This is a genomic window from Planctobacterium sp. R6, from assembly GCF_055755215.1.
Genome location: NZ_JBVTQY010000058.1, coordinates 1 through 19,607, shown reverse-complemented (window position 1 = coordinate 19,607; position 19,607 = coordinate 1). Strand labels below are relative to the sequence as shown.

General features: G+C 46.4%; 16 protein-coding genes. 2 read left to right on the top strand and 14 right to left on the bottom strand.

What is annotated here, in order from left to right:
• Positions 1-93: 93 nt before the first annotated feature.
• From AC0J20_RS21800 to AC0J20_RS21735, 14 genes are all read right to left on the bottom strand, one after another.
• The gene (locus tag AC0J20_RS21800; RefSeq protein WP_473023351.1) at positions 94-1,437 is read right to left on the bottom strand and encodes an NAD(P)/FAD-dependent oxidoreductase; all 1,344 of its coding nucleotides are present in this window, start codon (positions 1,435-1,437) and stop codon (positions 94-96) included.
• A gap of 13 nt (positions 1,438-1,450) precedes the next feature.
• Positions 1,451-2,017: a GNAT family N-acetyltransferase gene (locus AC0J20_RS21795; RefSeq protein ID WP_473023350.1), complete on the bottom strand. Its 567-nt coding sequence runs from the start codon at positions 2,015-2,017 to the stop codon at positions 1,451-1,453.
• Positions 2,014-2,397: a DUF2721 domain-containing protein gene (locus tag AC0J20_RS21790; RefSeq protein WP_229528292.1), complete on the bottom strand. Its 384-nt coding sequence runs from the start codon at positions 2,395-2,397 to the stop codon at positions 2,014-2,016. Before AC0J20_RS21790 ends, AC0J20_RS21795 begins: the two co-directional genes overlap by 4 nt.
• Positions 2,398-2,514: 117 nt before the next feature.
• The gene (ahcY, locus tag AC0J20_RS21785; RefSeq protein ID WP_473023349.1) at positions 2,515-3,906 is read right to left on the bottom strand and encodes an adenosylhomocysteinase; all 1,392 of its coding nucleotides are present in this window, start codon (positions 3,904-3,906) and stop codon (positions 2,515-2,517) included.
• 54 nt (positions 3,907-3,960) lie between these two features.
• Positions 3,961-4,938 carry a cobalamin biosynthesis protein CobD/CbiB gene (locus tag AC0J20_RS21780; RefSeq protein ID WP_229528294.1) on the bottom strand — a complete coding sequence of 326 codons (978 nt, stop codon included), beginning with the start codon at positions 4,936-4,938 and terminating at the stop codon, positions 3,961-3,963.
• 8 nt (positions 4,939-4,946) lie between these two features.
• On the bottom strand, positions 4,947-5,654 hold the full coding sequence (locus AC0J20_RS21775; protein ID WP_229528295.1) for a 5'-methylthioadenosine/adenosylhomocysteine nucleosidase: 708 nt from the start codon (positions 5,652-5,654) through the stop codon (positions 4,947-4,949).
• 193 nt (positions 5,655-5,847) lie between these two features.
• Positions 5,848-6,423: a DUF2726 domain-containing protein gene (locus tag AC0J20_RS21770; protein ID WP_229528296.1), complete on the bottom strand. Its 576-nt coding sequence runs from the start codon at positions 6,421-6,423 to the stop codon at positions 5,848-5,850.
• Positions 6,424-6,531: 108 nt separating this feature from the next.
• The gene (locus tag AC0J20_RS21765) at positions 6,532-6,876 is read right to left on the bottom strand and encodes a hypothetical protein (protein WP_473023348.1); all 345 of its coding nucleotides are present in this window, start codon (positions 6,874-6,876) and stop codon (positions 6,532-6,534) included.
• Between the two features lie 132 nt (positions 6,877-7,008).
• Positions 7,009-8,628, bottom strand: coding sequence for an alkaline phosphatase family protein (locus tag AC0J20_RS21760; protein WP_473023347.1), 1,620 nt, complete (start codon positions 8,626-8,628; stop codon positions 7,009-7,011).
• A 135-nt stretch (positions 8,629-8,763) separates the two neighbouring features.
• A complete protein-coding gene (locus AC0J20_RS21755) occupies positions 8,764-9,603 on the bottom strand; it encodes a 2OG-Fe(II) oxygenase family protein (protein WP_229528299.1) in 840 nt (279 codons plus the stop codon).
• 18 nt (positions 9,604-9,621) lie between these two features.
• Entirely contained in the window at positions 9,622-10,833 is a 1,212-nt protein-coding gene (locus tag AC0J20_RS21750) for a NupC/NupG family nucleoside CNT transporter (protein ID WP_229528300.1), read from the bottom strand.
• A gap of 9 nt (positions 10,834-10,842) precedes the next feature.
• Entirely contained in the window at positions 10,843-11,469 is a 627-nt protein-coding gene (gene udk, locus AC0J20_RS21745; protein WP_229528301.1) for a uridine kinase, read from the bottom strand.
• A 121-nt stretch (positions 11,470-11,590) separates the two neighbouring features.
• Complete coding sequence (locus AC0J20_RS21740; RefSeq protein ID WP_229528302.1) at positions 11,591-12,538, bottom strand: hypothetical protein; 948 nt, start codon at positions 12,536-12,538, stop codon at positions 11,591-11,593.
• Between the two features lies 1 nt (position 12,539).
• Complete coding sequence (locus tag AC0J20_RS21735; RefSeq protein ID WP_229528303.1) at positions 12,540-13,403, bottom strand: hypothetical protein; 864 nt, start codon at positions 13,401-13,403, stop codon at positions 12,540-12,542.
• Positions 13,404-13,757: 354 nt separating this feature from the next.
• Between AC0J20_RS21735 and AC0J20_RS21730 the strand changes: the two genes are divergently transcribed.
• Positions 13,758-16,898 (top strand): TonB-dependent receptor, encoded by a 3,141-nt coding sequence (locus tag AC0J20_RS21730; protein ID WP_229528304.1) that lies wholly within the window; start codon positions 13,758-13,760, stop codon positions 16,896-16,898.
• A 318-nt stretch (positions 16,899-17,216) separates the two neighbouring features.
• The gene (locus AC0J20_RS21725) at positions 17,217-19,577 is read left to right on the top strand and encodes a TonB-dependent receptor (protein ID WP_473023346.1); all 2,361 of its coding nucleotides are present in this window, start codon (positions 17,217-17,219) and stop codon (positions 19,575-19,577) included.
• Positions 19,578-19,607: the final 30 nt, after the last annotated feature.

Here is a 19,607-nt window from a genome sequence, read left to right as displayed (position 1 = left end):
GCTCAAACTACAAGCCATCCTTGAAGGCTATGAATTGGCTAAGTCTCTTGAATCAGACTTGTGATCAAGAGACAGCTGTAAATAGCGCCTTTTTTATTTCATGGTGATTTGTTCGACCAGGCGATGCCAGGCGTAAAACAACTGCAATCCTGTGCGACGAAAGGCGCTAAAAGGAAAAGCCGGTAGTGGCTTTTGATACACCGGACTTTGCGGCACTTTTTCCGGGGTCAGGATATAGTCAGCCAGTCGTTTTCCTGCCTGACAGGAATAGGCCAGACCTGAACCACAATAGCCGGTTGCATAATATATCCCGGGATATTGCTCGCTCTGTAAAACGTGCGGAATATCATCTGCTGAAACACTCACCCAACCACTCCAGAACCAGTCGGTGGACAATTGCTTCAGGGCCGGAAAATACCGGTCAAACGCTGCTTTTAGTTTTAGCTGACTTTGTTTCGTGTTGGCTTCTGCCCCTGTGATTGCGCCGCGTCCGCCGAACAACAGCCGGTTATCAGGAAGCAACCGGAAATAGTACTTCAGGGAACGGGTATCCATCGCCATTAAATTGGCTTGCCATTGTTCGGCCACGGCTTGTGGCAGCCCGGAGGTGACCAATACACTGGACAGCACCGGGAATTGCTTTTCTGACAGACCGGGCAACAGGTTTTTCAGGCTGTAGGCGTTACTGGCCAGTACTACTTTTTCGCAGGTCAGTGTGCCCTGAGGCGTGTTTACCTGGTAGCCTTGAGCGGTTTTTACAATATTCAAAACTGGTGAATTACCATAGATTGGCACTGAATCCGATGCCAGTTTATTCGCCAGTGCCAGAGATAATTTCAACGGATTCAGTGACTGACCCGCTTTGCGATAGACCCCGCCGAAACTGGGATAGTCAGGAATATAATCGCTTTTTACCTGTTCGGCGCTGATTATCTCATATTGTGCGGCAAACTCTTCAGGTAAACGTTCAGTGCCACGGCACAGATTTTCAAAGGCCTGTTGCGAATGCCCAATCTTTAAATAGCCACCGGTACTGAGGTCGCATTTGGCATCAGCGTATTGCACCAGATCTTCCAGCGTTTCCAGTGCCTGGTAATACTCGTTGATGGTGGTTTGGGCCTGCTGTTCGCCATATTGCTTACATAAGCTGCCAAAATCCAGACGTCCGCTACCAGGCAATACGAATCCGGCATTGCGACCGCTGCAACCCCAGCCAGGCTGATTGGCTTCTAATACCACAGCATTCACGCCTTGTTGCTGTTGCAGATAGTGAGCACAGGACATGCCGGTAAAACCTGAACCAATAATGGCAATGTCACAGTGGCGCTGTTCAGTTAATTGCGAAAACTGGGTGGTTTCTGTAACAGTCGAAGCCCAGTAGGATTCAGGCAATGGCTGCGATGATGCCGTAGCATCATCAATGAAAGGGTCATACATAAAGGAACGGGTCTTAAAAACGAATCATCATTTCTGCGGCGGTACAATCACAATCCGGACCACAAACCGGACAAATGTAGCCATGGCTTTCATACCATCCGGCCCAGCGGTTTGGATGCTCTTTAATTAACTCACCACCGCATTTTTTAAAATACTTAAAGGCGCTGTTGCCCGGGCTGGCTAACCAGATATGCGCCAGGCCTGCTTTCGCACCTTGTAATTTGGCCTGTTCGATAGACAGCATGAGCAAAGAGGAGCCAATGCCATGTCCGCGATAATTGGCGTTCACTGTGTTGCTTTTAAAGTAGCAAACCTGATCCTCGGAAAGTTGCCAAAGCTGCGGGGAGCACCATTCATTGATGTCCCACTTGTTCGCTGCCTGGGTTAAACGAAAACCCACCAATTCGTCGCCATCATAGGCCACAAAGGAGGCATTAATGCCGTCCTTAAAGCTGGTGTTGTAATACTTTTGGCACTTTTCATCGTCCAGGTAGTTATCGCCATGCACGATATTGCCCAGTTTGATGACGCCAGCAAAGTCTTCTGGCTCGTATTGTTTGTAGTGTATTTGGGTGTTCATCTGCTTTTAAAATTCTTTAAGAAGACATCTAACGCTTCCACCGAGATGTGAATTTCCTTCACTGACATCCACAATGAATACAACAAGAACACCAGACTCAGGGCGAAAATCCAGCCTCCGGCGGTGTTGTATTGCAGATAAATAGCCAGCATTGAAAGAACACAAAGGAAAAAACTAAATACCCCGGTTTCCTGCATTTTTTTTATGTATTGGATGCGTTTACGTAAGTTGTCTATTTGTTGGAAGGTACTTTCATCGTCACTGTTTTCATCGAAATTACGGATTAAAGTGGCAAGCGTTACAAACCTGTTAGTGTAGGCCAACAGAAGTAAAGATATAGCCGGGAACAGCATAGCTGGTGTAGTGAGGGTAATTTCCAAAACGATTTCAGAGTTGCGATGTTAAGCCATGAAGTCTACGTAGCATCCGGGAAACTGTAAAGCAGAACAAGGGGTCAGAATGGTTGAAAGTTTCTAACCATTCCGACCCTTGATGTGTTAGTAGCGGTAGGTTTCGGGTTTGAAGGGACCTTCAACCGCCACGCCGATGTATTTGGCCTGAGTTTCAGTAAGCTGAGTGATGACGCCGCCAAAGCCTTCTACCATATAGCGGGCTACTTCTTCATCCAGTTGTTTAGGCAATACTTCTACCGACATGGCCGCTTGTTTCGCGTCTGCATCCATATTGGCAAAGCCCAGTTGGAACAGGTGGATTTGCGCCAGTACCTGATTGGCAAACGAGCCATCCATGATACGTGAAGGGTGCCCTGTGGCATTGCCCAGGTTTACCAGACGACCTTCGGATAACAGCAACAAATGATCGTTGTCATCTTCGCTGCGATAAACCTTGTGTACCTGGGGTTTAATCTCTTCCCAGCGCCAGTTGTCGCGCATGTACGCAGTATCAATTTCGTTGTCAAAATGACCGATGTTACAGACTACCGCACCGGATTTGATGGCGCTTAAAGTGTTGGCGTCACAGACATTAACGTTACCTGTGGTGGTTACCAGTAAGTCTGTGTTTTGTAATAACTGGCTGTTGATATCTTCAGCTTTTCCGGTGTTTTTACCGGCGTTATAGGTAGATACCACCTCAAAACCGTCCATGCAGGCCTGCATGGCACAGATGGGGTCGATCTCAGCTACTTTTACAATCATGCCTTCCTGACGTAAAGACAGCGCAGAACCTTTACCTACGTCACCGTAACCAATGACCAGAGCTTTTTTACCTGATAACAGATGGTCAGTGGCGCGCTTAATAGCGTCATTCAGGCTGTGACGGCAGCCGTATTTGTTGTCGTTTTTAGACTTGGTTACTGAGTCGTTAACATTGATGGCCGGGACTTTCAGAGTGCCTGCTTCTAACATTTCTAACAAACGGTGAACACCGGTGGTGGTTTCTTCAGTGATACCGTGAACCTTGTCCAGCACCTGAGGATATTTTTCGTGCAACATGGCAGTCAAATCACCGCCGTCGTCCAGCACCATATTGGTATCCCAGGGGGTACCATCTTGCAAAATGGTTTGCTCAAGACACCATTCGTATTCGGCTTCGGTTTCCCCTTTCCAGGCGTATACCGGTACACCGGCGGCAACAATTGCGGCAGCCGCATGGTCCTGGGTGGAGAAGATATTACAAGATGACCAACGCACCTCGGCGCCTAATGCCACTAAAGTTTCAATCAGCACACCGGTCTGAATTGTCATGTGGATACAGCCAAGGATTTTGGCGCCAGCCAGGGGCTGCTCAGCACGATATTTTTCACGGATGCGCATCAGCGCTGGCATTTCGCTTTCGGCGATAGTGAGTTCTTTTCGGCCCCAGTCAGCCAAAGACATGTCAGCGACTTTAAAATCGCCCGTTTCAAGAACGGTATTGTTTTGATTCATAGTTATGCTCAATTGAATATTAGTTGTAATAAATAGTTATGTTTTTATGTCGGCTTAACCCGTGAAGCTTTTAGCCGCATTGTTGAAAATAAACCAGGCACTGGTGTAGGCCAGAAATACTAACATACACAACAATATGCCATGTTGGATCATTAATATGCCTAAGCGGCGGGCATCTTCGATGCCGGGTAAGGTATCAGTCCCACATTTTGGCAGACGAATTTTTTTGATGCCATAGAAGGCCGGTCCGCCCAGTTCACACTTTAATGCACCGGCAAATACCGCCAAAATCAAGCTATGGCTGGATACCTGTGAGCCCAGGCGTTTGACTGCGGCAAAGGAGCCGGACAATCCTAACGTAATACTAAAGAATAGGGTAGAAATTCGAACCGGAAGCCATTGCATTACAAACATTAACCAGGCGGCCGGTTTGCCAAAGTAGCTGAACTGTTTGATTTTCAGGTTCCATTCCTGACTCATTTCATACAAGCAGCGGTAGAGCAAGGCTGTAACGCCTCCACCTATCAGGTACCAGAAGATCACAGTCAAATACTGGTAATGAAAACGCAGCAGGCGGGTTTCCATGCTGGCTTTAATGATGCCTACTTTGGAGAGGCTGCTGGTTTCTCTTAACACTATCCCGGATAAGGTGTTGCGGGCCAGCGCTCTTTTGTCCTGCCGCAATTGCTGAATAATTTGTCGGGTTTTTAAATTAACGGCACTAAACCGCAATGCAATAAACAGATAGAAAGCTTCAAAGAACCAGTCGTATTCGGCAAACCACTTGATAGTGAATATCAAAATTGCCAGTGGTGCGAGCAAAACTACCATGGCCATGATACCGGCAATCCGCTGTTGTCCCACTGAACGCTGGCTGTTTGCGGCCTTTTTGCCTAAAGCGCGGGCAAAGAATTTCAAAAAGGTTAAGGGGTGACTCTTGTCACTCCATCGAATATTGGCTTCGGCTAATAAAGCCACAACCAGTATGCCCGCACTGAGCAGCGCGGGGTTTAACTCAGAGAATAGTGCCATTTAGCCCATTAATCCTGATATTTCGCCAGCTCCTGAATCATGGCCATCACCAGTTCGGCGGAGTTTTTACCTGCTTGTTCGAGATATTCCGAAAAGGATACGGAAGACTCCTTACCGGCGATATCTGATAGTGAACGGATCACCAAAAATGGGGTATCCAGCATGAAGCAGGTTTGCCCGATTGCAGCACCTTCCATTTCGACGGCAGACATATCCGGGAACAGACCTCTAAGTCGGGTTACCGCTTCGTCGCAGCCAATGAAAGAATCCCCGGTACATACCAGTCCTCTCTTAATGGTGGTGTGGGTAATGTTATTTGCAGCATTTACAGCCGCGTCCACCATTCTGACATCACAGGGGTAAATGTCTGGCATGCCATAGACCTGACCGCGTTTGTAGCCGAAATGGGTAACATCGACATCGTGGTGTTGTACACCGGTGGCGATCACTACATCGCCAATATTCAGCTGGGTATCAAAACCACCGGCAGATCCCGTATTGACCACAAAATCCGGTGCAAATCTGTCTATCATTACTGTGGTAGAGACAGATGCTGCGACTTTTCCTATACCGCATTTTACTAATACCACTTCGACATCATTTATCGTACCGACGTAATATTCAAGGTGTGCAAAATGGAAGGTTTCTTTTAATTGCATACGTTGTTTTAACAGTGCAATTTCCTGATCCATTGCGCCTAAAATACCGATCTTCATAGCTGTTTATAAATCCTGTTGGTAAGCCGGAATGTGTTCCGTGGCCGCCGTTATACTCTGGCAGCATTTTGTGACTGAATTCGAACCTACAGTTTAACGACAGGCTCACGTAAAAAACAGTCGTAAATAAAAAAATGCCAGACGCAGTCTGGCAATTAAGGGGTGACCGGAGGTCGATGAAGTCGTTGCGCTATCAGGCGGCGATGGGGCGCGTGAAAGTCGCCTTGCGATCCGGGTTATTAGTACCAGCAACCAGTGGCTTTTTAGGCTCTTTGTACTTAATGGGAGCCAGTTTGGCATTGATGCAGGCGCGAATGTCAGCCGGTTTGTAGCCACCTTTTACCTTGATACGCAGGTGCGGAATCCGGGCAGCATCCAGAGCGCCGCTTAAAAACCAATCCCGTTGGGTTTTGTAACCATCCTTTTTGCTTTTTTGATGCACCAGATCAACTGCGATAACCGGCGACAAATCCGTCTTATCGCACAGGACGAAATCCAGATGATGACCTGCGGCCCTTTGCATGGCCGTACGCAGTGTTTTCTTTTCGGTTTTGGGGCGCACAGCCAGAATATCCATCAGGCGCACACGACAAATTATGCGGTATTTGTCACCTACTGAGGCTTCCAGCAGATCCAGAAACTGGCGTTCCACCGGGGTAAACAAATTTGTTTTTCGGGCAAATGGAAAGGCGAGGCCACCGTCATTTAATTTGATAGCTCCCACCGTAACAACGATAAGTAACATAAATAAAACGATTGCGAGTTCCATATTTTCTCCTGCTAACTGAAATACGCTTTTCTGTTATCACTCAAAGCAAAGTCAGTGCCAGAGTTAGCAGTTGATTAAAGAAGCTCGCTAAAAACCCGGGAAATCGCCTTAATTAACTATAAGGTTAACCTGAGTTCCCGGCCCGTCTGCATAGATGTAAGCCCGATACTGCTTGTCCTGGCTGCGCAGTGTCAGGTATTTTCCCTGTTTCGCAACAGACGCAGTATTTAATTGTGCTGCCAGGCTTTCCGACACGATTTCAGGCGTGGATTTGATAAAAAAACTCAAGGTTGATGGTTTTTTGACGCCAAAAACCCGACAGGTTTTACTGCCTTCCGGTAAGCGAATATCGAACCACTTTTCAGGGCAGAGATTCAGGCCATCAGCACTATTCTGCTGTGCCATGACAGTGATGGAAATAAAAGCAAATGCAAATCCAACAAGTTTTAACAAAATAACGGCCCGGTCAGAAAGTGGTGCCTGAAAGTATAGTGTTGAGTGTTTGTCTGGCGCAAGTTGCAGGAATATACGTGGGAATGAAAAAGCCAGGCGAAGCGCCTGGCCTTTGGTATCCGTAAACCCGGATTATTTTAAATCCGCAATTTCGGGTAACACATTGCCTGTAGATTTATCCGGATAGCCGATATCCAGAGTTGCGGATAAGGTTACCGCCAGGTCCTCAGGAGAGGTCAGGCGTGTAATGCGCTGCGCCGGCACTTTCCAGCCAGTAAAATACACAGGTACGTGAGTATCGTACTTGTATGGCGAACCATGGGTCGCTGCAGAGTAGCTGGCGGTCATGGTGGACGTTTGCTGCACCACCACCAAATCACCGGAGCGCTCAGCAACAAAATTATTGCTGACTTTTTGCGATATTGGATCAGACTTACTGGTACCCGCTGCTAACTCCTTGCTGCTATAAACTGAGGCAATTTCGGGATAACTGGCCAATTCTGTGGTGAAATCCGACAGGAGCTTGTCCAGCTCCAGATTATTGCTTGCCACGGTATCGTGGTTGATATAAATGTTGGGCAGGCGAATGGAGAACAGCAAATCTCCCTCTACTTTGTTTTTCGTGGCGTAGTCACTGACAAAGCGTTTAAATTTATTGGAAACATCCCCTCTCAGACCCGCAAAGCCTAAAGACTTTTTGTATTCGGGGATGGCATCGACACCGTGATCGGCAGAAAAGGCCAGTAGGACCTGGTCCAGACCAATTTCTTTATCCAGGAAAGTGAACAAATCAGCTAACACGCTATCGAGACGGTACAGGCCGTCTTCGGCTTCACGGCTATAGGGGCCATAATTATGACCAATGTAATCATTCAATGAAAAACTGATGGCCAGAAAGTCGGTAACTTCGTCTTTGCCCAGCCCCTGCTGAGTGGTGATGTGTTTGGCAAATTCCGCGGTGAGGGAATCAGCATAGGGAGTCAGGTTCAACGCTTTGTAATATTCCTTGCCCGCTTCCTGGGGTAACTGGTGGGGAAAGCCGCGTGAGAATCCACGTGGCGGAATCTGAAATATCTGATTTCCGGTACTGTTCACATAGGCAACCTCGGGTCTGGACAAGTCCCACTGTGTGGCTACAAAACTGTCTTTTACGCCGGACTCATTAAAACCCGTGGCCCACTGAGGAAAGTCAGAGTAGTAATAAGAACTGGTGACAAAATTCCCGGTATTTTTGTCCATCCAAAATGCCTTGCCAAAATGCCCACCGGTAAGCACCGCACCGCGATCTTTTACTGACACGGAATAGATTTTAGCTTTGCCATTGCTGGCAAAGTGCAATTCATCAGAAAAGGTGGAGGCCATCAGGTTTTTAGGTGACGCACTGTAACCATCACCCAACAGGATATTGGTGGTTTTGTCGGCAACACAATACATATCCGATTGCGTAGCGACGTCATACCAATTGTTGCCAATCAAACCGTGTTGCGACGGAATGGCGCCGGTGGCCAGCGTCGCGTGACCCACTGCGGTAAGCGTAGCGGCATGGCGATAATGGGCATTGGTATAAATGGTGCCATCTTCGAGGAAGCGATTGAATCCCTTTTGGTTTTCAGTGTTGAGAAAATTGTGCTGGTAGCGGAATAATAAATCTCCCCGCAACTGATCTACGGTAATTTGTACCACCAGTTTAGGTTTTTCGGCCATAACATTGGCCGATGCGATTAACGCAAGTAAGGCAAAAAATTTTTTCATATCAAGTTCCTGTTGGGTATCCCTAAAACATATCAAACAGAAACAAAATTGGCGAATAAACAAAGGTCTATTTGCCAATTCAAACTTTCTTATTAATGCGTAACGTTACTTTTGTAGCATTACTGCAACACGGGTCTAAATCACGCCAAGCTCTCTCAGACGCTCTTTCAGATAGCTGTCAGCGGTATAGCGGTCAGACAGCACGACTTCTGGTTTGGGGTGCAGAAACAGTGGTAATGAAATTCTGGAGCGCGAGGTGTCCTGTCCTTCGGGATTGACGACCCGGTGACTGGTGGACGGATAATAGTGACCCGAAGCCTCCTGGAGCATGTCACCTATATTGACTATCAGGGTGCCAAAATCACAAGGGACATCCATCCAACTGCCGTCTTTGGCCTGCACCTGCAGGCCAGGTTCGTTAGCCGAGGGTAAAATGGTTAACAGATTAATATCTTCATGGGCGGCGGCGCGAATAGCGTCTGGTTCTTCATCTCCCTGCAATGGCGGATAATGCAATACCCGCAGCAAGGTTTGCTCACTGCCATCAATCATGCTGGACAACGATTGTCGGTAACCGGCCGCAACATCTTCCGGTGAGTATTGCTCAACCCAGCTCAATAATTCTTTGGCCAGTTCATTGGCCATTTTGTAGTAATTGGCCAGCTCCGCTCTTAGGTGGTCAGGGCATTGTCCCCAGGGGTAAAAATGAAAATACTCCTTGATGTCTTTTGCCTTAAAGCCTTTGGCTACTTCCGAGACACTGGCGGGGAAAAAGCCATCCTGGGTATCTTTGTTGTAAACAAAATCGTTTTTTTGTTCACTATCAAAGAAGGTTTGCCAGTTTTTGTAGATGGATTCTACCGCAGACTGTTGAATGGGGTGGTTTTTTAGTACACCAAAACCTGTTTCACGCAGTGAACGGGTAAACAACTCGGCAGCGTTTTCTGCCTGGTAGTCGATTGCTACTAATTGCATAGTTGCCTCCGCAAAATGTTAAGAGATGGAGATGAAGAAGCCAGCCAGTGCGGCACTCATCAGGTTGGCAAAACTGGCGGCGATAACAGCCCGCAAGCCCAGCGACGCTAAATCTTTGCGTCTGTTGGGAGCCATGGCGCCAATTCCACCCATTAAAATGGCGATTGAAGAAAAGTTCGCAAACCCACACAAGGCAAAGGTCACGATAGCCTGTGTTGAGGCGCTGAGGTTTTCACGGTGAGTGATAAAGTCCAGGTAAGCCACAAACTCGTTCACTACTAATTTTTGACCGATGAAGCTGCCCGCTAAATTGGCTTCGTTCCAGGGAACACCCAGCAACCAGGCCAGGGGCTGAAACACATACCCCAGAATCATCTGGAAACTCAGATCGGGCATACCAAACCAGCCGCCGATACCGCCAATTAAACCATTTAGCAGGGCTATCAGGGCGATAAAGGCCAGCAGCATCGCGCCGACATTGGCCGCAATTTTAAGGCCCGAAGCCGCACCCTGTGCAGCGGCATCAAAGATGTTGGTATTCTCTTCCATTTTTGGATTGAGTTGTTCCAGCTCGTCTTTGGGGGCGCCAGATTCAGGTAAGACCATTTTCGCCATTAGCAGGCCACCGGGCGCTGCCATAAAAGATGCCGCAACCAGATATTTAATTTCAACGCCCATACCGGCATAGCCCGCCATAACCGAGCCTGCAATAGATGCCATACCGCCTACCATGAGCGCAAACAGCTCAGAGCGGGTCATATTGGGAATAAAGGGTTTTACAACCAGTGGTGCTTCGGTTTGACCAACAAAAATGTTGGCGGCGGCGTTCATGGATTCGGGTTTGCTGGTGTGCAAAACTTTTTGTAAAAAGCCGCCAATGGCCCGAATGATAATAGTCATAACCCCCAGGTGATAAAGCACACTGATAAGGGCAGAGAAAAATACGATAACCGGCAACACGTTAAAGGCAAATACAAAACCGAGGGATTTGTCGCCTATGGGACCGAACAAAAAATCGATACCTGCCTGGCTGTATTCCAGTACCCGTGAAACACCACCGGCAATCCAGAGTAAGAACTGTTTGCCCGGCGGAAAATACAATACCAATAAACCGACGCTGGCCTGAATCGCAAACGCACCACCCACCGTACGCCAGTTGATGGCTTTTCTGTCGTAGGAGAGCAGCCAGGCGGCTCCCAGCAAAGCAATGATTCCCAAGATACTAATCATGATGTTCCTTTATTGTAATATTTGTTTTATGTGGGACTTTATCACATCCAGCGCTATCTGATTTTTTCCGCCTTGTGTCACAACTACGTCAGCAATAAATCGGCTGGGCGCAATAAACTGGTGATACATAGGTTTTACGGTTTTCTGATATTGTTTGCTGATGGACTCCAGACTTCTGTCTCGTTCTAATAAATCCCGTTTGATACGACGCAACAGGCAAATATCCAGCGGTGTATCGATAAACACTTTTACGTCAAACAGAGGGATAAGCTCCGGACTGGCTAACAACATGATGCCTTCAACAACGATAACCTGCGCAGGATGAACCGTGCGGGTTTCTTTCAGCCGTGTATGGGTTTTGTAACAGTATTCCGGACATTCAATCGCGTTACCCGCTTTTAATTGTCCCAGATGGGTCACCAACAGTTCATGTTCGAACGCTTTCGGATGGTCGTAATTGGTTTTGATGCGCTCTTCCATCTCCAGATGATCCTGACAACGATAATAGTTGTCTTCTCTGATCACCTGAATATCAGCGCCATTTTCTTTGAAGTAGTGTTTAATTTTGTCGGTGAACAGGGATTTTCCTGAGCCGGAGCCGCCGGATATCGCGATCACCTTAGTTTCAAGACTCATAATTGGTAAACAGGACAGTTTTAGTCAAGACTACCAGCGAAGTGAAAAAATGCCAGCAGTCATGATTGATTTAACGCAAATAAATGCAAAATATCAACTAAAACTTGACCATTTGGTCGAATTAATCGCCAATCAATTGAAATTGCTCCGCTGACAAGGTAACCAGTGCAAAGTTGTGTAACTTTGAACGGGAGCCTTCTCCTTGTGCTTTTTGCGGGTAAAAGTGGCACTTCACATCGGGATAGTTGGTGAGTATTTCATCCAGTGCGGTGCGAATCTCACTGAGCATTTTATCGATATTACTGTCAAAGTCCGGGCGTTTTCTTCGGGAGTGGCCCAGTTCTAACAGCCGATAAAAATATTTGTTGGCCAGTTCAATAAAGGATTCCGGCAGATTTTTATTGTGGTACAGCTGTGGAGCTTCCTGTTCGCTGCAATATTTCAACATGGCGACATAAAAACACAGTGGTTTATTGGCCAGTGTGGTTTTAATGTCGGGAGACTGGTCCATATACAAGCTGCGATCCCTGAGATCGATGACCATGATAGCAGGGTGGGTTTGTTCTTCGCTGACCGGGAGCGTTGTGACACTGCGTTTTTTACTGTTGGCCTGACTCAAAAGGTAAAACAACAGAGTAAAAAAGGGTGGAAACAACATAGTCCAGGCCTGAAAATGCCTGACTACGATGCTGGCCTCAACATCGATGCTGGTGCGGGAGGTTTTCAGTTCGAAGTGCCTTACTTCAGTAACAGTCAAATCAAACGGGCCTTCGTAGTTAAAGTTGGCAATGCGTTTGAGTTTCAGCGGGAACTTAACCGAATCCAGATATTCATTAAGACTGTGCATATAGCGGCGCACGGTAATATTGTCTTTTACTTTGGCACTTAGTTCATTGGCAATGTTCAGATCCAGTACATCGAGGGAGACCCGATTTTTTAATAACAGCAAGGCATCGTCAATCTGCTGTTGTCGGCTAAGCGAATTACCCTGGATAGTCACCAGGGTAAGCAGCACAAACAGTAGTGCGCTTTGCACCAGCGGATTACTTTTTATCAGTTGCAGGTTCATCTTAGTTTGTACCTTGTTGCGCGCAGGGGCGGGTAACCGTAAGTTGCCGATAATATCCCTGGTCCTGTAGCGCTAAATTACTCAGCTCTTGCTGAATAGCGCACTTCAATGCGGTGTTTTTATCCGCTTCTTTTAAATACCATTTACTGCCTTCTATTTCTGAAACCAACGCTGTGCGGTATTCACTATTAAACCGTTCTGCATCAGCGTCAGACCAATAGGTGGAAATAATATCCACTGAGCCATTTTCCAGAAACCAGCGCAACTGCTGATGGGATTTGCCATACACCAGTTGTACCTGGTTTTCATCCAGGTCCAGCTCTTTAAACAAGGTCATTGGCGCAATATGGCCGGAGCGGCTGCTGGCATAATCCAAAATTCCAATGCGTTTTCCCAGCAGGTACTCTTTATTCAAAATGGGTTTTTCACGTAAGCCGATAAAAAACGCAGCATATTTATTGTAACTGGCGACTTCTTCGTAGCCATACACTTCGTCAGAGTTAAAGGCATGTATAAAATTGTCTTTAATTAACACCAGGTCCACCAGTCCTTTGCCTACAAAATCCAGCATTTCACGCTCATTTGGCATCCAGTGGGCGCGAACTTCGCCGAATTGTTTAGAGACGGTGGGATTTTTACACAACGACGTCATCAGTTCTTTGGCCATGTTTTCAATTTGAACTGCCAGGACCAGCGCGTCATTGTTTTTACCTGATATGGTTTTGCAATTGTCCCGAAAAGATAGCACGGTCGGTATAACGTCTATTTTTAGTGGGAAGGCGTTACGACTTATTTCAAACGTCAATCCGGCGAGTACCAACGCAATGAGTATTAAACTCGTCAGGGATAGGGGATAGTTTCTCATTTCTTAATGTGAATGCACAAAAATCAGCCGCTATTTCACCAGCTAAACTTACTTATTTCAACCAGTAAATTTACTTAATATATGTAACCTATTGATATTTAACATATATTAACGAAAGATTATGAATGGCATTAAAGTCTTCCTGTTTTTTGTCTGATTGAGAAAATAAGTGCATCACAGGGTGCTGTGTTGGCTGCTTTTTTTGCGTTCGAATTTGTTAATTGAATGTAACATCACTGAAAGGATTCAGATTGGTGTCATAAACGCAGCACCGCACTATTTACGACATACCAGTAACAAAATGTAAATAGTCACAACTTATAATCACAATTTTTATAAAACCAGGAAAACACAATGTTGCAACGTTCTAAACTAAGCCGTATCGCGTTAGCGGTAGCCGTGTCTGTAGGTTTGTCTACAGCTGCTGTTGCTAATACCGGTCAGTCTTCATCCATTCGTGGTGTTATTGAAGGGCCAACAGGCTCGCCAGCAGTAGGTACCACGATTACAATGATTCACCAGCCTTCTGGCACAGTGAAAGAAGTTGAAGTCAATGCTGAGGGTGCATTTACTGCGCGTGGTCTGCGTGTAGGTGGTCCTTACACTGTGATGATCGTGTCCAAAGAGTTCGAAAGTCAGGTAATCGAAAACGTTTACCTTGAGCTGAACCAGCCGCTTAACCTGGATACACAACTGAACGCCATGCAGGATCTGGAAACCATTACGGTTACCGGTACCCGCAACTTTTTCTCTAACAACGGTGGCAGTAGCGTATTTGGCGAAGACCAAATTATGAAGGGCAATACCTTCAACCGCGATATCAAAGACATCGTTCGTTTAAACCCTCTGGCGGTTGTATCACCTGATGGTACTGAGTTAAGCATCGCTGGTACTAACCCGAAGTTTAACTCACTGACAGTAGATGGTGTGGGGGTCAGCGATACTTTTGGTCTTAATTCCAATGGTTATCCGGCACAGCGTCCGCCTATTTCACTGGATGCGGTAGAGCAGATCTCTGTTGATTTCGCGCCGTTCAATGCCCGTGCTGCGAACTTCTCCGGTGGTAACGTGAATGTAGTTACCAAATCGGGTACCAATGAATTCCACGGTAGTTTCTTCTATGAAGATACTGTTGAGTCTGGTGATGCGGAAGACACTGAGCGTAATCCTGGTGTCGATATTCCGGTAGACACGGATGAAACTACTTTTGGTGTTACCGTTGGTGGTCCGATTATTCAGGACAAACTGTTTTTCTTTGCTTCTTATGAAGAATGGGAAGAAGGCGTATTATTCGAATATGACCTGAACGATCTGGCTGGCAGTGGACACAGTGTAACCAATGCAGAAGTTGACCGTTTTATTGGCATCATGTCTAACGTATACGGCCTGACAGATTCATTGGGTGGCACTCCACCTAACGATAGCGACAAGAAAACTCTGGTTAAATTAGACTGGAACATTACGCAAGATCACCGTGCTGACCTGACCTATAGCTACCAGGACAACACTGCGGCGCGTAACTATACAGACTCAGATTTTACACTGGACATGGGCTCAGGTCTTTGGTTCCAGGCTTCTGAAACCACATTATTAACAGGTCACGTTTACTCTGACTGGAATGATGCATTCTCGACTGAAGCCAGCTTCTCGTATAAAGAGTATGAGCAGGCTTCTAACACTTCAGTGGGCTGGGGTGAGATCAATGTTCAGACTGAAAATGGTTCAATCGCTGCAGGTCAGGATGAGAGCCGTCATGCCAACCGCCTGGCAAACGAAGAGTTGAAGTTCGGTTTACACGCTGTTTATCTGGCGGGTGACGTAGAATATCGCTTTGGTGTTGAGTACGAAGATTTATCTAACTTCAATATCTTCGGTCGTGACTCTGCAGGTACCTGGTCTTTTGATTCTTTAGACGATTTCGAAAATAAAGCGCCTTCAAGATTAGAGTATGCCAGCGCCTATACCGGCAATATTAACGACATCGCTTATGACGTAGACAGCAACAAATATGCTGCTTACGGTGAAGCGAACTTAGAATTGTTCGACGGTTTCATGCTGACAGCTGGTTTGCGTTATGAGCGTATTGGTGTTGATGGTGCACCGCGCCTTAACGAAAACTTCCAGGCCCAGTATGGCTATGCAAACACAGAAAACCAGGACGGTTTAGATATTCTGTTACCTCGTATCGGTTTTACTTACGATGTCAACGACGAAATGACTATCCGTGGTGGTGTAGGCCGTTATACAGGTGGAACACCTCTGGTATGGATTGCCAACGCCTATACGCGTGACGGTGTGACAAACGTAAATGCACCTTCAAGTGCCACCAATGAGGCGATTGCCAACCCTGACAATGTGGATTTCACCACCATTCCTGGTTCGGTACAGGATTCACTGGTTGCAGGCGCAGGTAGCACCAACACTATTGATCCTGACTTTGAACTGCCTAACGACTGGCGTTACCAGTTAGCGGTAGATCTGACCTTTGATATTCCTGGTGTTGGCGATGATTTTGCCTGGAGTACAGAGTTTAGTTATGTTGACAAGAAAGACTCTGCGTTTTGGGTAGACTTGTCTCGCGAGCAGGTAGGTACGGCAACAGATGGCCGCATTATCTGGGGTTCTGTTTATGACGATCCGGATCTGCAAGGTAACTGGGACTTACAGTTAACCAATGCCAGCGATGGTGGCCGCAGCATTATCTGGAGTACTTCATTATACAAAGAGTGGGACAATGGTCTGACTTTGAGTACCTCATATACTAACCAGAATATTACTGAAGTTAACCCGGGCACCAGCTCTACTGCTGAATCTAACTTCCAGTTTGAAGTTACTCAGAATCGCAATATCCCTACTGAAGGTACAGCGTACTACGAAATTGAGCACAGATGGGTTGTGAACCTTTCCTATGAGAAAGAGTTCTTTGAAGGTTATGCAACCACCTTCAACCTGTTCTTTGAGCGTCGTTCTGGCGAACCTTTTGCCTGGACCTTAGGTTCATTCCGCGATGCGCACTTTGGTGATCAAGGTGAGTTCGACGACAGTGATATTTATATCCCCTATCTGCCAGGCAGTGCATCTGATGCCAACTTTGATTTTGATGCTGGCCTGAGCTATGACGAGATCATGGCGATTGCAAGCCAGGCGGGAGTCGCTGGTAACGCAGGGGGTTATGTACCTAAATATTCCGGTAGACAACCCTGGGTTACCACTATGGACCTGTCTATTAATCAGGAAGTCCCTGGCTTTATGGAAGGTCACAAAGCGACGGTTTATCTGAATATTGATAACTTCGCCAACCTGTTAAATGACGACTGGGGTAAGCACTACGACATGCAGTACCCACAACAAATCTTGTTTGACTGGGATCTGAATGACCAGGGCCAATACGTTTATCAGGAACGCTTTGGCGGTACTAACACCAGTAACTTCAGCCGTTTTAATGTTGAAGATTCTACATGGCGTATTAAAGTCGGTGTTCGTTACACTTTCTAAGTGGTAGTAACACTGATAAGAGTCGAAACCGGGTTCTATAACCCGGTTTTTTTTTTGATTTTTTTCTCTGTTTTGCTGTACTCAGCAATATTAATGTCATCAATTTCAACTATCCTTTCGTCGATTTCTTGACCACCCAGACAGTTTTAAGCCAATATAGAAATGTCTGATGGGAGAGGTAGCGGGGTGCTGCCGTCTTTCTGTTGGTGAAAAAATATTCAATTGTTACAAAGTTCGTACTAATATTAATCGTGCAATATGAATAAGAATTGGCTTTAGCCATCAATTTCTCTACACACTTTAAACCAGGAAAACACAATGTTTAAAAATACTAAGTTGAGTAAAGTCGCTTTGGCGGTTGCACTTGCTGGTGGGCTTTCGTCTGTGGCTGTTGCCCAGGAAACCTCATCCAGTATTCGTGGTAACGTAGTTGGTCCCGCTGGAAATGCAGCAGAAGGAGCAACGGTAACCATTACCCACATTCCATCGGGAACAGTGCGTACTGCGACCGTAAATGGTGCGGGTCAGTTCAGTGCGCGTGGTTTACGTGTAGGCGGGCCTTATACAATTGAGGTAGATAGTTCGACCTTAGAAGATACCACCATCAATGATGTCTATCTGAATCTGGGTGAACCTTCGGTATTTGATATTGCATTGGAAGCGGAACAAGCCGTGGAAAGTATCGTGGTTACCGGATCTCAAATTTCTACCCTGGCGGGTGGTGAGTTTGGACCTTCTGCAAACTTTGGTTTAGAAGAGCTGCAAAACGCACCGTCAATTAACCGAAATATTTCTGATATCGTACGTATTGACCCAAGAATCTTCGTGGACGAATCACGGGGCAGCATCAACTCTATTCAGTGTGGTGGTAAGAATCCTCGCTTCAATAGTTTGACGGTTGATGGGGTACAAATGAATGACTCCTTTGGTCTTAACTCCAATGGTTATCCCACAGAACGTATGCCTTTCCCTTACGATGCGATTGAACAGGTTGCAGTAGAGTTGGCGCCGTTTGATGTGCAATACGGTGGCTTTACAGCCTGTAATATCAACGCCGTAACTAAGTCCGGCTCCAATGAAATTCACGGCGGTATTTTCTTTGAATATACCAATGATTCACTGCGTGGTGATTCACTGGAATCAGATGATGTCACTTTAAGTGATTACAGCCGGAAAGAATTTGGTTTTGATGTGGGTTTCCCAATCATCAAAGATAAATTGTTTGCTTACGTTGCCTATGAAGAAGCAAATGGTGCAAACCTGTTTGACCGCGGCGCTATTGGTTCAGGTGCTGTGAACGAAATAAACATTACCCAGGCCGAGCTGGATGAGATTGCAGATATTGCACGAAACGTCTACAACTACGATCCAGGTGCAATTCCTTCCAGTTTAGATAACTATGACGAAAAATTACTGGTCAAACTGGATTGGAACATTAATTCTGATCATCGCGCATCCTTCACTTATCTGTATAACGATGGTAACAATTACACAGAATCAGATGGTGATTTAAACGAGTTTGAATTTGAAAATCACCTGTACGAGCGTGGCGCTGAGCTGAATTCCTACGTTATGTCTATCTATTCAGACTGGTCAGATAAATTCACTACCGAATTGCGATTGGGTTATCTGGAACTGGACAATCGTCAGATCAGTGTTGGCGGTACAGACTTTGGTGAAATTCGGATTGAAACTGACGATGTTGATGTGTACATCGGTGGTGATGATAGCCGCCAGGCCAACAAGTTGTATTACGATCAGTCAGACATTATCTTCAAAGGTAACTACTACTTTGACAATGGTCACACCTTGTCCTTCGGTGTCGAGTCTAAGTCTCTGGATGTATTTAACATGTTTGTGCAACACTCTGAGACTGAAATTCGCTTTGATGGCATCGAAAACTTCCGCAATGGTTTTGCTGATGCCATTTACTACAACAACGCACCCTCCAATATTCCTGAAGACGCCGCAGCTGAATGGGGTTACACGCAAAATGCTGTTTATATTCAGGACGAATTCGAGCCTATTTACGACCTGATCCTGAAAGTGGGCCTGCGTTACGACTGGTATACGACCAGCGACGCCCCGCTTGAAAACCCTGATTTTGTCGCTGACTACGGCTTCTCAAACTCAACGAACCTGGATGGTGAAGGCTTATTACAACCTCGTGTTGGCTTTACTTACACCTTAAGTGATGACACCACACTTCGCGGTGGTGTGGGTCTCTACACCGGTGGTAATCCGGTTGTTTGGATGTCTAACAACTTCTCTGCAAACAATGTATTACAGTTTGGTCAGCGTGGTCGCTCATTTGGTTACACCGATGGTTCACGTTCCTTGTTTGACGATGATGTCGTTTACGCAGGATTAGAGCAAGGGGTACCAAATGGCCCGGGTTACGGCATTCCGCAGGAGTTGTATGATGCAGTAGCGGGTGGCGTAGGTGATAATTTTGAAATCAACTACCTTGATCCGGATTACGAACTATCTTCAGAGTGGAAATTCGCATTAGGCGCAACGCACATTTTGCCGGGTGACTACGTGACCACGGTTGATTTATTGGTGTCGCGTACTCAAGACGCCACGATAGTTTTACGCGGTGATATCGAACAAGTTGGTACGAACGACGATGGCCCCCTGTGTCAGGATAGTTGTCGCCTCAGTTTTTCGTATTGTTAGACAGGGGGTGGATGACAGGTTTGAGTGAAA

What these genes read in the sequence shown, in the direction of transcription:
- AC0J20_RS21755 (WP_229528299.1), bottom strand. Translation starts at nt 9,603, where the DNA reads ATGCAATTAGTAGCAATCGACTACCAGGCAGAAAACGCTGCCGAGTTG.
- AC0J20_RS21730 (WP_229528304.1), top strand. Translation starts at nt 13,758, where the DNA reads ATGTTGCAACGTTCTAAACTAAGCCGTATCGCGTTAGCGGTAGCCGTG.
- AC0J20_RS21735 (WP_229528303.1), bottom strand. Translation starts at nt 13,403, where the DNA reads ATGAGAAACTATCCCCTATCCCTGACGAGTTTAATACTCATTGCGTTG.
- AC0J20_RS21725 (WP_473023346.1), top strand. Translation starts at nt 17,217, where the DNA reads ATGTTTAAAAATACTAAGTTGAGTAAAGTCGCTTTGGCGGTTGCACTT.
- ahcY (WP_473023349.1), bottom strand. Translation starts at nt 3,906, where the DNA reads ATGAATCAAAACAATACCGTTCTTGAAACGGGCGATTTTAAAGTCGCT.
- AC0J20_RS21740 (WP_229528302.1), bottom strand. Translation starts at nt 12,538, where the DNA reads ATGAACCTGCAACTGATAAAAAGTAATCCGCTGGTGCAAAGCGCACTA.
- AC0J20_RS21760 (WP_473023347.1), bottom strand. Translation starts at nt 8,628, where the DNA reads ATGAAAAAATTTTTTGCCTTACTTGCGTTAATCGCATCGGCCAATGTT.
- AC0J20_RS21770 (WP_229528296.1), bottom strand. Translation starts at nt 6,423, where the DNA reads ATGGAACTCGCAATCGTTTTATTTATGTTACTTATCGTTGTTACGGTG.
- AC0J20_RS21780 (WP_229528294.1), bottom strand. Translation starts at nt 4,938, where the DNA reads ATGGCACTATTCTCTGAGTTAAACCCCGCGCTGCTCAGTGCGGGCATA.
- AC0J20_RS21795 (WP_473023350.1), bottom strand. Translation starts at nt 2,017, where the DNA reads ATGAACACCCAAATACACTACAAACAATACGAGCCAGAAGACTTTGCT.
- AC0J20_RS21750 (WP_229528300.1), bottom strand. Translation starts at nt 10,833, where the DNA reads ATGATTAGTATCTTGGGAATCATTGCTTTGCTGGGAGCCGCCTGGCTG.
- AC0J20_RS21775 (WP_229528295.1), bottom strand. Translation starts at nt 5,654, where the DNA reads ATGAAGATCGGTATTTTAGGCGCAATGGATCAGGAAATTGCACTGTTA.
- AC0J20_RS21800 (WP_473023351.1), bottom strand. Translation starts at nt 1,437, where the DNA reads ATGTATGACCCTTTCATTGATGATGCTACGGCATCATCGCAGCCATTG.
- udk (WP_229528301.1), bottom strand. Translation starts at nt 11,469, where the DNA reads ATGAGTCTTGAAACTAAGGTGATCGCGATATCCGGCGGCTCCGGCTCA.